Origin of the sequence: Cysteiniphilum sp. 19S12-1 (assembly GCF_052030685.1) — a bacterium.
Taxonomy (GTDB): domain Bacteria; phylum Pseudomonadota; class Gammaproteobacteria; order Francisellales; family Francisellaceae; genus Caedibacter.
Window position 1 is genome coordinate 1 of sequence record NZ_JBQAJM010000041.1, and the last position, 12,694, is coordinate 12,694.

The 12,694-nt window shown below is 31.6% G+C and carries 11 protein-coding genes; 1 reads left to right on the forward strand and 10 read right to left on the reverse strand.

Going from position 1 to position 12,694, the window contains the following annotated elements; translation table 11 throughout:
- Positions 1-97: 97 nt before the first annotated feature.
- The 10 genes from ACTS4L_RS10310 to ACTS4L_RS10355 all read right to left on the reverse strand — a co-directional run bounded on the left by ACTS4L_RS10310 (position 98) and on the right by ACTS4L_RS10355 (position 11,411).
- Positions 98-1,087 (reverse strand): MFS transporter, encoded by a 990-nt coding sequence (locus tag ACTS4L_RS10310; RefSeq protein WP_440652000.1) that lies wholly within the window; start codon positions 1,085-1,087, stop codon positions 98-100.
- 1,322 nt (positions 1,088-2,409) lie between these two features.
- Complete coding sequence (locus tag ACTS4L_RS10315) at positions 2,410-3,618, reverse strand: MFS transporter (RefSeq protein WP_440652001.1); 1,209 nt, start codon at positions 3,616-3,618, stop codon at positions 2,410-2,412.
- 2 nt (positions 3,619-3,620) lie between these two features.
- Positions 3,621-4,619 carry a hypothetical protein gene (locus ACTS4L_RS10320; protein WP_440652002.1) on the reverse strand — a complete coding sequence of 333 codons (999 nt, stop codon included), beginning with the start codon at positions 4,617-4,619 and terminating at the stop codon, positions 3,621-3,623.
- The gene (locus ACTS4L_RS10325; protein WP_440652003.1) at positions 4,620-5,447 is read right to left on the reverse strand and encodes a phytanoyl-CoA dioxygenase family protein; all 828 of its coding nucleotides are present in this window, start codon (positions 5,445-5,447) and stop codon (positions 4,620-4,622) included.
- A gap of 39 nt (positions 5,448-5,486) precedes the next feature.
- Complete coding sequence (locus tag ACTS4L_RS10330) at positions 5,487-6,233, reverse strand: maleate cis-trans isomerase family protein (protein ID WP_440652004.1); 747 nt, start codon at positions 6,231-6,233, stop codon at positions 5,487-5,489.
- Positions 6,234-6,249: 16 nt separating this feature from the next.
- A complete protein-coding gene (locus tag ACTS4L_RS10335) occupies positions 6,250-6,978 on the reverse strand; it encodes a formyltransferase family protein (protein WP_440652005.1) in 729 nt (242 codons plus the stop codon).
- A gap of 5 nt (positions 6,979-6,983) precedes the next feature.
- On the reverse strand, positions 6,984-7,382 hold the full coding sequence (locus tag ACTS4L_RS10340; protein WP_440652006.1) for an ectoine synthase: 399 nt from the start codon (positions 7,380-7,382) through the stop codon (positions 6,984-6,986).
- Positions 7,383-7,408: 26 nt separating this feature from the next.
- On the reverse strand, positions 7,409-8,680 hold the full coding sequence (gene ectB / locus ACTS4L_RS10345; protein WP_440652007.1) for a diaminobutyrate--2-oxoglutarate transaminase: 1,272 nt from the start codon (positions 8,678-8,680) through the stop codon (positions 7,409-7,411).
- A complete protein-coding gene (locus ACTS4L_RS10350) occupies positions 8,674-9,858 on the reverse strand; it encodes an amino acid kinase family protein (RefSeq protein WP_440652008.1) in 1,185 nt (394 codons plus the stop codon). Before ACTS4L_RS10350 ends, ectB begins: the two co-directional genes overlap by 7 nt.
- A gap of 932 nt (positions 9,859-10,790) precedes the next feature.
- On the reverse strand, positions 10,791-11,411 hold the full coding sequence (locus tag ACTS4L_RS10355) for a recombinase family protein (protein ID WP_440652009.1): 621 nt from the start codon (positions 11,409-11,411) through the stop codon (positions 10,791-10,793).
- Positions 11,412-11,589: 178 nt separating this feature from the next.
- On the opposite strand from ACTS4L_RS10355, the gene ACTS4L_RS10360 reads away from it, so the two are divergent.
- A complete protein-coding gene (locus ACTS4L_RS10360) occupies positions 11,590-12,678 on the forward strand; it encodes a DUF4158 domain-containing protein (RefSeq protein ID WP_440652010.1) in 1,089 nt (362 codons plus the stop codon).
- The last annotated feature ends 16 nt before the right edge of the window (positions 12,679-12,694 follow it).

Here is a 12,694-nt window from a genome sequence, read left to right on the forward strand (position 1 = left end):
GGCATAAAAAATTGTCTTAAGAATCCAGATTTAGAAATATTTGAGTAGTCAATATCCAGGTAACTTGCAATGAGTTGAGGGTGGTCCGTAAAGGCAGCTACCTTAACACTGGTCCAATTAAATAGTAGAAAATTGGATAATAGAATATCAGTATCAAGATATGCCCAATAAATGAAACCTTCATAATGCCTATGCGATCAACGATTGAACCAATGATCACAAGAAATGTGACGAGTAACCCAACACAACAAAGCTGCACTATCCAAGAAAAAATATAATCATCAACTGGCTGCGCATGATAATTTGATATCAATCTGTTGGTATAAAAAAGGAATGAAAAAAGCAAAAATGAATTGGTAGATACAAACAACGTTATCTTAAGTGATGACCAGATATTATCCCTGAAGTTGCTTATAATTGGAATTCTCACCTTATTTTCAGATGAAAGATTCAATGTTTCAATGAAATGAGTTCTTATGTAATAAACAACAAAAATAAAAATCAACGAAAAACCAAATGGAATTTTCCAGCCATATGTCATAAACATATTTTTATCCATATAAAAAATTAAAAATACGCACAGAATAATTCCAATAAAATGACCAAATGTCCCTGTAATTTCGGTAAAGCTGCAAAAAAAACCTCTCCTGTTATTTGGCGCTGACTCATATAATGAAACCATTACGGTAGGAAATTCTCCGGAAAAAGCAATCCCTTGAATAATCCTTAAAATGATTACAATGACAGGCGCTGCTGCACCAATCACTGCGTATCCTGGTATTAAAATCATCCCTATCGCTGATACAGACATTAAGCTAATGGTATAAGTCAGTACCACTTTTCTACCAAACTTATCACCTATAACTCCCCAGAGCAAAGCTCCAAACGGTCTGGCAATATATGCTGATAAAAAAAGAATAAACGACAGAATTACCCGGATATCCGCATCCATATTATCTGGGAAAAAAACAACACTAAAAGTTTGGGAAAGCATTCCATACAGCACAAAATCATAGGCCTCGAAGCCATTCCCTAATGAAATCGCCAGTATCTGTTTTTTCTGGCTATAATCTATACGCGAAACCATTCGACTAACTCAAAGTTTTTCCTTACCACTAGGAAGCATCAATTTGAGTTGATATTCAATCTATAAAGTGTATCACAGTGTATTAAAAATCAATTGTAAGTAATATTTAATCATTCAAAACATAGTTATGTGACATGGCATATCACTCGAATGAAAGCAAAATTTGTAAATTTGATTAGTCAAATATCATGCTTAGTAGATACCTTGTGAGCATTGAGCTCACGTTTGCCAATTAGGCAAACAGCGATTAATTCCTTAAGAATTATCGCGTTTTATAAGAGCTTTGCTCTTGGTCATTTATTGAGTCTTGACACTCGGAAAGGTCTAAATAATGACTGGCTTTTGAGCCTCCCCTGCGTCACTGTTTGGACAGTGACGCAGGGGAGGCACGACCCGAAGTTTCTTAAAAGGGGTTAATTCCATATAGCACTGGTTTTTCCCAGATATGCGTTAAAAACCATATTTTAAAAGGGGTTCATGGTATTATTTTTCACTAATCAAGACTTATCTAATATTTGATTAAGCCTTTATTAGCAAGAGATGTGGCAACTTAAGAAAAAAATAAAAATTTCAGCTTACACCAACAAATTAAACGTTCGTTTTCTTGGTTGTCTAAAATTAGGTGCATATTGGTGCTTAAATCAGCAAGTAAACTCATTGATTTTATCTATGTTAGTATGAGTTGCTAATCTTATCTTTTTTGCCAACAATAGTTAAAGCTATATTTTATAAGGCGTGATTGATGTTTTTTAAAATATGTTTTTTCCAAAAATCTTCAAAAGCCTGATATTAAAGGTTTTGTTAAAAGTATGCTTGCAAAATCCTATTGAAATAGAGGTGGCTGAATCCCATATAAAATAATGGTTAACCTCACTTTGATAGTACAAACCAGTGCTATATGGAATTAACCCCTCTTTGGTGCTGACACGCGCATATCCGTATTTCATTTTATCTGCAAACTAAACCTTAATATTTTTAGCTTATATTAACTTTGATAAAGTAAATAGCAATTTCTTACAAATTTTACTACGATTCATAACGATTTTGTTTAACAATGATTTGCAAGCTTTAACGATCGTTTTTCCAGAAAATAACGAGTAAAAACAATCAATTCGTGACAAATTAGATCTATAGTGCTAGACTCCATATATCTAAGGCTTTTCAGCCAATCTTCCATAAAATATTTACACATTTCACCCTATCACACGAGACCGCCTTAATGGAAGGTCACTTTAAAAGTGATCATTTTTAGAAGATGAGATTCCTGAAATTATTGAACGATTTTGATAAATGGATTATTGACATTCAAGACGGTATCTTTTTTATTCTCTCAACACATGGTTACCTTTTAAAAACATCCATATGAATGAAATCAAAATCATAATTGGAAGTAAATAAATACCAATATATGAGTTTGATGTTGAATAGCAACTTTGACTAGCTAGCTGGACACCAATAAATCCAATGAATGGTTGCATTAAAACAGAGCCATACATATTTAATATATTTGTTAAAGATATAGCTAAACCTTTATTTGTAGAGTTAACATATGCATTTACACGAGAGAAACCTAATATGTATATACTGCTAATGCTACCAATAATAAAATACACTCCTAAATTAACTATAAATGATAAATGATTAAAAAATGCCAAACTAATTAATATAAATTGCAATAATGAGCCATATAGTATTGTCTTGTTACTTCTAGATAAAAATTGAATATGACCAAGTAATACGCAACCAAATACTAGACCTAAATATATAATTGATAAAATATCAGCTGAAGAAGTATAATTATAACCTTTTGATTTAATTAGGAACTCAATCCCCCATAAATTACAAAAGACAGTTACTATATTAAACATAGAACCTGAAAAAAAACCAAGAACCCAAATCCTACTATCTAAAACTATCTTTTTATAATTCCTAATTGAAAATTTGGCACTATTTTTCTTCATAGTGTCTGTTGGCCAAAAAAATATAGATATAGTCATCGTTATAATCACTAAAAAAGCCATGATTATAAACAGAGTTTTCCATCCATTCGAAGAAACAATATTTGAACAAAATTTTACTGAGAATGAAGTAATTAATAACGTAGTTGCTTCAAAAAAAGAAAATGCCTTTAGATAAGAGTTACTAAATTTATATTTAATATTCAAACTGTATAAAGTAGCGTTAAATGGTACAGCACAGAATATACCCATAAAAAACCTTAATCCAAGGGCTACTAAGAAAGAGGAATTTAAGATAAAGCACAATGTTAAAAAAACTAGTAAGAGCTGAGAGTAAATTAATATTTTTTTTGCAGAAAACTTATCTAATAGAATACCAATGGGAATTTGTGCAAGAATTAAACCGATAAAAAACATAGAGGATAACACCCCAAGAGAAGCAGTATTTATTCCAAAGTAAATCTGCAATTCATAGGTAATTAAGCCAGTACTAAACTGATACATGAATTGTATAGAACCAAAAAGAACAGCAACAAAAAGAAAAATCTGAGGAATAATTTTTTTAAAAAACATATTTATACAACAACATGCTTTTTATTTCTATAAAGGCAATTTTTGAGTAACTTTTGACTCGAATTAACTATTCCATATAGTCTAATTAACCATCGATCTGTACCATCATAATTTGGACTAAAAGACGCTCTAGAATGAACTGTTTTTTGGTTAGAGAAGAGCATAATTTCCCCTGGATTAATTGATATTCTAATTGGGTTTGCTTGATCTATTTTAGACTTAAATAAATTAAGTGCATGTTCAGCTTCACTATCAACAGCAAAACAGTTCAGCTCATCATATCGGCAAATAAATTTTTCGTTATATTTTTTAACTAAAGGATAAACACAGGGTTCTTTTTTTCTAGAACTAACATCAAAAGAAGATGGTGTTGTTATTTTAAATCTTTTAGAACATAAAATATCAACTAAACTGGAATCTAAAGTCTTTAATATATCATCTAATATGTATATATCTGTTGGAATATTGTTTGGGTTCCTAATGCATGAAAATATAGAATAATCTGGTGCTGGGGCAATTCTCTTGACTTCATCACCTAAAAGAGGTCTATCAGGTAAGTCCATATGAACGGGAAAATATCTTGAACCCCCATGCGCACTTTGGTTATCATCTTTAGCATATTCTAAAGGCGCTACTGATCTATATAAGCAGTCATCGTTTTCGCCATGATAAGTTAAAGGAAATAATTTAAAAATTTTAGCAGTTAATAAGAGAGAATATAAACAAAATTTCAGCTGCTTATAATCTATGTTATGATCCATTGGCGTATTTGGCAATGGAAAATCTATAGGGAAATTATGCAATATAACAATTTCTGGTAATGTTTCCTCTAAATTAAAGTTAATATAATTATGGGATATCTCATCTGCAAAGTTTTTAATTCTATCAATTAGATCAATCGGCTTTAATAATGCATGGATATCGACTTTCTGTGCATTTTTAGTAATCCTTTCTTTAACCTCATAAGGAAGATAGATATGTTTTTCTATGTTAGTTCGCATTTAAAATACCTCTTCAATATTATGATTGGCCATATAATTAGGCCTCACACTCTTTTTAGGCTTATTGGTAACGCTATTATAACTAAACATGAGCTTTATTCTGTCATACGGTGATATGTTATTGGATGAACCGTGAATTAGATTTGGGTCAAAAAGTAAAATATCTCCTGGTTTTAATGCAATATACTCAATTCCATACGTTTCTATCAGCTTTTTAAATATCTCGGTCTTAGGAGTGTCATAATCTTGTGTTTGCAAATTATCTTTAAAATTAAATTTCTGATCTTTTGGTTGTTCATTTTCTGCTGGAACATAATATAAGTGAGATTTAGGAACTACCATCAAAGCACCATTATAAAATGACTGTTCTGTAACACAGATATCTATATTTATAGCCCTTGGTTCTGGCATGCCATCAACATTGTGCCATGTAATATAATCAGTATGAAAATTAAAAGATTTTCCTGTAAACGCCTTTTTATAATTAATTTTAGATTGATAAATATAAACTTGGTCATCTAATATTTGCTTGACCGCTTTTAACACATAATCATGTTGATAAAAATCTTTCAATGTAGGCTCATTATGAATCTCGAAAATTTGTCTAATTGTTTCTTCTTGTAATTCTGATACAACATTTTCACCATTTGTATTATATAACTCCATCACTCTATTTAAAATTTCATTGATACTTTGTTGATCTATAATATTTTTTAACTTGATAAAACCATTTTCTTTGTAGAACGAAATTTGCTCTGCATTAAGTGGTGAAAAGTTATTCTTGCTCCATACAACAGGAGAGGCTCTAGTGATTTTTTTTAAGTTCATAAAATCTCCTTCAATTTGTTTTATAAAGAACTGTTAAGGTTATTTAGTAAAAATTTTTCCATAACTGCTTACATTAGTATCAATATTTAAAGTCTTTAAAGCATTCCAAAGTAAAGCTTGGTTACTTGTAATAACAGGAATCGAGAGTTCATTTTCTATCTCTTGTATAGCATCTATAGACCTCAAAGAGCTACAGCTAATAAATAAACAATCTGACTTTTGTATTTCATTTTTTCTCTCTACACAAAAATGAGATATATAATCAGGAGATACATTTGCTATATCCGAATCAAGTAAAATATTAAAGCCTTCAATATTATCAACAGTAAAACCCTGATTAGTAAAATACTCTAACTCTAAATTATTTAACTTATCAATGTAAGGAGTAACTATATACACTTGTTTTGCTGACAAAAATTTAAGCGCTTCAATTACACTTTCTGCAAGTGTTATAACTTTTGTTGAAGTTTGTTGAACCGAAGATATAAGTTTTTTAACTTTCTCATCACCTATAACGATACTGCCCATAGTGCAGGCAAAACAAATCAAATCAACGCTTCCGTCTGGGAGTAAGCTCTCCGAAGACTTCTTAATTTCATGGGACATACTCTGTAATGTTTTTTCATCAACTACGTTAGACATTTTTATTCTATTGAAGTGCAAACCAACATGCGTGGGCGCCATTGAAAACATATCTGACTCGACTGTTTGATCCATTGCAACAGTTAAAAACCCAATTTTACCTTTCCAATGTCTTCCTTGATCAAAAATTTCGTTTCTTAGCATTTCATACTCCATGAGATTAAATTTGTTTAAATATATAACCATTAGTCGAATTAAATTTGTTTATTGCCCTGTTAACTTGAACGTCACTCGCTTTTGTATAGTAGTTAGAAGGACCTTTTTGCTCATATCGGCTCTTATCACTACTAACATTTCTAGACTCTGATATATCAAGCATTACCTCTAGTACAAGGAGTGCACACATTTCATTAATTTTTCTTATAAGATCTTTAAATGAGTCATCCTGATTAAGTTCAAGTATTCTTCTCTTAAGAATAAATCCAGTATCTATATCCTGATCTACAAAATGAACTGAACAACCTTGAGGTATATCATTCAAAATAGCCCATATATAAGGATTATTACCTCTAACTAGAGGTAGATATCCAGGGTGAGAGTTGATAATACCTTTATGCGACATTTTTAGTATTGACTCTTTAATAATCCTAGTGTCACCTAATATAATATATTCTGGTGCCGCACTTTGAATACTACTAATACATAGCTCATCGTTAATATTTTTTACATTAACTGAATTAATATTATGAGCACTAATCAATTCATTAATATAGACTTTACTCTCAATGAAAGAGTCAATAAATTCTCTCCCTTTTTCTGCAAGCTTAGAGTCTTCGTTAACGACTAGTTGAGGGGGGAAACCGTTATCAATTAATTTCTTTAGTATTAAATTACCTCTCGGATGGTCTAAAAAATTTAAAAATACATATTTAAGGCAAGTCTTGTTCATGATAGTTAATGCTCAATCTCTGCTAGTGGATAACTGCCTTCATTGTCATGAACTTCATTACCATGTAATGCTGGATTAAAAATGCATATAATCCTCATATTATCACATGCTGCTAAAATATGCTTATCGTGTTTATCTAGTGCATATAGTACACCTTTAGATATTTGATTAACCTTTCCACTGTTTAACTCTGTAACGCTTCCCTTACCTTCAATACAATATACTGCCTCTAGATGATTCTTATAATGAAGAGTCATCGACTTATGTGCATAAATTATCGTATCATGAAGAGAAAATCCCATATTATCTTTCGCTAAAATTAGTCTTCTACTTTCCCAACTGCCATTAGGATCTTTAACTACATTATTCGACTGAATAATATCTTGTAATTTTCTAATGAACATACTTATCTCCTTCAATTTTTCTATTATTACAAAGATTTATTCTTAAACTCATTATTTGTTTCTGTTAAAAGCTTTTCTAATAAGTCTAATCCGTAATTAAGATTTTCATAAGTTATAGTTAATGGAGGTAAAAGCTTGAGCACTTCGCCTGAAGGACCACAAGTTTCAATAATCAATTTTGAATCAAAAGCCAAACTCTTAATTTTTTCAGCTAAATATTGGCTTAATAGCTCAATTCCCGCAATCATTCCTTTTATTCTAATCCCAGCAATTATTTCTAAAAATGAAATCCTTTTTAAGAATGTATCAATAATTGACGACTTCATTTGAATTTCTTGTTGAAATAAGTCATCACTCCAAAATTGATTAATTGCAGCAGCTGAAGTTACAAATGCAGCATTATGCCCCCTGAAAGTACCATTATGCTCTCCTGGAGACCATATATCTATATCAGGATTAATAAGTAATAATGACATTGGAAATCCAAAACCACTTAAGGATTTTGAAACACATATCATATCAGGCACTAGATTATAACCTTCGAAACTGAAGAATTTTGAAGTCCGACCACATCCAATCTGTATTTCATCAAAGATAATAAGTATGCCTTTATTGCGGCAAAGACAGCAAAGGTTTTCTAGCCATTCTTTAGATGCTATATTGACACCTCCTTCGCCTTGTATTGTTTCAATAATAATCGCTGCAGGTAGCTCAACACCACTACTAGGGTCATCTAACATATTCTGTAAAAGAGTTATAGTATCTATGTTTAAGTTCTTGTAATTCTCAAACGGTAACCTTATTACTCCATTTGCTAGTGTAGAAATACTTTCTCTTCTAGATATTGAACCTGTAACTGATAATGCCCCCATACTCATGCCATGAAAAGCATTTGTAAAACAAACAATGTTACTCCTATTGGTGAATTTTCTAGCTAGTTTTAGTGCTGCTTCGACTGAATTAGCACCTGTAGGTCCAGTAAATTGTAATTTATACTTTAAGTCCCTTGGCTCGAGTATCTTATTTTGGAAAATTTCAATAAAGTTTTCTTTTGCATTGGTTATAAAGTCTAAGCCATGAATAATGCCATCTTTTTTCAAATAATTAATTAAAACATTTTTTAGGAGAGGGTGATTATGACCATAATTTAATGTGCCAGCTCCTGACAGAAAATCTACATATTTTTTACCGTCATTAGCTTCTAAAATATCATTTCTAGCTTTTTTGAACAAAACATGATAATCTCTACAGTATGATCTAACATTAGATTCATATTGGTCACTACTATACTTTACCATATTAAAACCTTTTCCTCAATTTTGCTAAATAACATCTGACAATCAGTATTGTTTATTAAGTGTATTAATGATTCATATTGACTTTTGTCAAATAAAAGGTAAACGCTATCTGAATCAAAGAGTATTAGCTTATATTGATCATAATTTTTCAGAAAAAAATCTTTAATACTTGCCAATGTAGAAGTTGCTGTTAATAGGCTTATCATGAAATAATCACTTTTTAATGAAAAAAAATTATTTGTATAAGTCTCTAAAAATTTTAAAGCTCGATATTTTTCACGTGAGTCATCGCAATAAATAATAAAATAATTTTTTCCGTTTGATGATATATGCTTAAACCTATATCCAAATCTTAATATACTGTTTTTAAAATCTCCTAAAACAAAGCTACATTCGATAAATATAATTGATTTCTTAATTATAAGAAATGTAGACTTAACAAAAAAATAATCATTACTTACGAGCGTAACCTCATCAGATGTTAACGATTTAATTTTACATTTCAAGTTGCTTTTACTAGCAAGAGTTAAAGAATTCTTTGGGAAAAAATCACAACCATTATCGGACATTCTATTAAGCATTGCATAATCTATTTTTTCTATTGGAAACGAAATATTAGGAAATATCTTAGGGTCACAGCTATTTAGAGTCCCAATATCCTTGTAAATCTCTAAATCACTATTCAAGGCAATCGCTAGCATAACCGCAGTTGTATCAGAACCATTACGCCCAAGGGTGAAAATATCATTATTTTGATTGTTTAAAGCTTGAAAACCACAAATAATAGGAACAATTCCATTAGACACGTCATGCTCTAGCATATGCAAACCCCAATTTTTTATATAAGGTAACCTGTCCTCGTTTAAAAAAATGCCTATTTGCCAGCAAGCGTAAGCTTTTGCTTTTACAGTGGCAGTTTTTGAATTGATAGCAATAGCCAAAAGGGAAGATGATTTTTGTTCCCCAATATTAATCAGATAATCTAGGTCTCTCTTGTCTATTTCAGATCCAGAAGCAACAGTCTCTGCTAGCGACATTAAAGAGTCTGTTTCACCAAACATTGCCGAAACAACGACAACAATTTTCTGTTGTTTTCCGCAAAAAGAGTTTATAATTTTTTCTGATATAACATCAAAGTCTCTAATGCTTTTTATACAACTACCACCATATTTTTGCACTATCATAGTATACTTTAACTTACACGATAACTCATGTTTGTACAACGTCTGTAGCAACATAATACTTCCAGAGTAAGCAATTTAAATACTTTTTTTGTACCAGCATGTAACTCTGTGTTAAATTGTGCATTGGGGTTCCAGCGTTATAAGCCGAAAAGCGTAGTGTGCCGCAGCTAAGCTGCAATAGAGATGGTAGTAGGTCTACCGAAATCGGCTGCCAGAAGCAGGTTTCAAACAAACTTATGCGACTTTTATTAAGAGTAATGCGGGTTAAGCCCGGATACGTGTAAAAATAGGAGTATGCCGTAGCTAAGCTATAAGAAAGATGGCGGAAGACCCGCCGGCATCGGTTACTAGAAACAGGTGTCAAACCACCTTTGGCGGCTATTGTTAAGAGCAATGGTCGTGAGTGCGTAAGGAAAGTCAGATAAAAATCTGGCGAGGTGTGAATTAAGAAGACGAGCGAAAGCGAATCATCGTTTAAGCGTCGAAAGGCACGTAGTATATAACATCAAAACCAAGGGCTTCCTATTTCCTTGGGATAAAATCTACTGGGTATCTAGGTTCTGAGTAGGTGATGTTTGGCGTAGAGATGGCGTGATCTTAATTTAGGCTTTCTTATGGAACTGCGGGAACCAGTCGTTGTGATGTTAAGGAAGATTTCCAAGTGGTGACCCCACAAGGATTAGAGTACCGATGCACAGCACTGGGGCGGACTAACTCGTAGTAGTGTTGAATCTCCTGTAATGAGAGTGGAGCGAAGGGGTTAGACCAAACAGTCAAAATTAAAGATACAACTAACTCTCGTTAGGAGGATATACATAATGATGACAAAAGCTTTTGATATACCTAAATGGGGTTCTGTTGCTCTGGCACGACTTTGGTCCATTCGTCTATTTATCAAACAAAAATATTTTGCTTAAATATAACCACTAAGAGTTTTGATAACGTAATTGACGTTTATTGATGTAGTTATTAAGCCCTATGTGCGTTGATAGACCCAGATGCTTAGAAATTTTACGTACGGATAAACCAAGGTCTAAGAGTTCTTTAATTTTATCAAGGTCATTATCAAATTTACTCTTCTGTATCGTTCCTTTTGGCTTACCAAGCTTAATGCCTTGAGATTTTTTATTGGCTAATGCCTCTTTGGTTCTCATACTAATTAAGTCACGTTCGAGCTCAGAAAAAAGTGAAAACATGGTAATCATTACTTTTGATGCCATATCGTGTTGTTTGATATCCATATTTTGCCGAATAATAATGATACGAACTTTTTTATGTATTAAAGCATTAATAAGACCGATAACTTCTGCTGTGCTACGACCAAGACGACTTAACTCAGTCACTATGAGTGTATCTGCATCTTTTAATGAATCCATCATTTCATCAATGCGCCTATCCTTCGTTGTTTTGCGACTAGAGACACTTAATTGAATAAAATCATTAATGATTAGATTTTTTTTGCGAGCAAACTCCAGTATTTCTAGCTTTTGATTGTTTAAATCTTGCTTATCAGTTGAAGTGCGGATATAGGCTATTGTTTTGCTCATTTTAAGATCATAATTTCAGGTGTTTATTATTAACGTTGTTATAGTCAAATAATTATACAATATGATAGTGTATTTAAAAGTATATCAATATCATGTTTTGTTATCTTAATAATGGACATTATAATCATACAAAATGACTTTTACTATCACATAATAATTAAAATTAAGGAATACATATTTGAGAGGCAATGTAGATAAACAGTATTTGGATTTTCTACCCGATATCAGCAGGGAGTCTTATTTTAATATTCCAAAGTTATCAAATGACGAAAGGCTTCTATTTTTTGATCTCACAGAAACAGAAAGGTTGTACTACCAAGGTTTGAATACAGATAACAGTAGATTATCCTATATCCTTATATCGGGTTATTTTAAATCGACAGGGCACTTTTTCACAGTTAAAAAAATAGATGTTCCGAGAGATGATGTTAACTTCATTCTTAAACGCTTTCATCTTAAAAGTGGCAATTATAGCTTAAGTAAAACAACTTCTTCAAATCATATTAAGAGTATTTGTGATGCTTTAAATGTAGCACACTATAATAGTGTTAATCATCGCCAAATGCTTCTTGATAAAGCAATCAATCTCTCAAAAATACACATAAAACCTATATTTATTTTTACCGAACTGCTGAGTAATTTAGAACAAATGAATATTAGCATGCCAACTTATCGAGAGTTTCAGTATATTATTAGCTTTGCAACTAGAGCTGAAGAAAAACGATTGGAGAATATTGTCTTCAATATTCCAAAAAATATTGCTCTCGAAATTGATAATCTTTTAAGTAAAAATGATGCATTTGATCTAACGAGTTGTGTTTCACTGCCAAAAGATGTGTCTAACAAAGAAATCCTAAGTGAGCTTGAACGACTATCAGAAGTAAAGAATCTGTATCAATATGCAAATCAATTATTGCCAAGTTTATCTATATCAACAGAGTCAATCAAATATTATGGCTCACTTGTTAAATACTATGGACGCTCAAAATTATTTCGCATGAAAACACCACTTATTAAATTATATGTTCTCTGCTATATTTTCCATCGTTGCCAACGAATGCACGACAATTTGATCAATATTCTTCAAGCTTTAGTTAGTCTTTACCATACCAAAGCATGTACACGAGCTGATGAGTATATGAATGATTTGAAATCATCTTTTCAATCAGAAGAAAATAACCTTGCTCATATCCTTGATTTCTATACCAACTCATTGCAAGTTACCTGGATATTGACTACTCAAATATTTCTAAATCTGGATTCTTAAGACAATTTTTTATGCC

Bases quoted from the DNA above. Each gene is read 5' to 3' on its own strand.
- ACTS4L_RS10310 (WP_440652000.1), bottom strand. From the start codon at position 1,087: ATGGTTTCGCGTATAGATTATAGCCAGAAAAAACAGATACTGGCGATT.
- ACTS4L_RS10315 (WP_440652001.1), bottom strand. From the start codon at position 3,618: ATGTTTTTTAAAAAAATTATTCCTCAGATTTTTCTTTTTGTTGCTGTT.
- ACTS4L_RS10320 (WP_440652002.1), bottom strand. From the start codon at position 4,619: ATGCGAACTAACATAGAAAAACATATCTATCTTCCTTATGAGGTTAAA.
- ACTS4L_RS10325 (WP_440652003.1), bottom strand. From the start codon at position 5,447: ATGAACTTAAAAAAAATCACTAGAGCCTCTCCTGTTGTATGGAGCAAG.
- ACTS4L_RS10330 (WP_440652004.1), bottom strand. From the start codon at position 6,233: ATGCTAAGAAACGAAATTTTTGATCAAGGAAGACATTGGAAAGGTAAA.
- ACTS4L_RS10335 (WP_440652005.1), bottom strand. From the start codon at position 6,978: ATGAACAAGACTTGCCTTAAATATGTATTTTTAAATTTTTTAGACCAT.
- ACTS4L_RS10340 (WP_440652006.1), bottom strand. From the start codon at position 7,382: ATGTTCATTAGAAAATTACAAGATATTATTCAGTCGAATAATGTAGTT.
- ectB (WP_440652007.1), bottom strand. From the start codon at position 8,680: ATGGTAAAGTATAGTAGTGACCAATATGAATCTAATGTTAGATCATAC.
- ACTS4L_RS10355 (WP_440652009.1), bottom strand. From the start codon at position 11,411: ATGAGCAAAACAATAGCCTATATCCGCACTTCAACTGATAAGCAAGAT.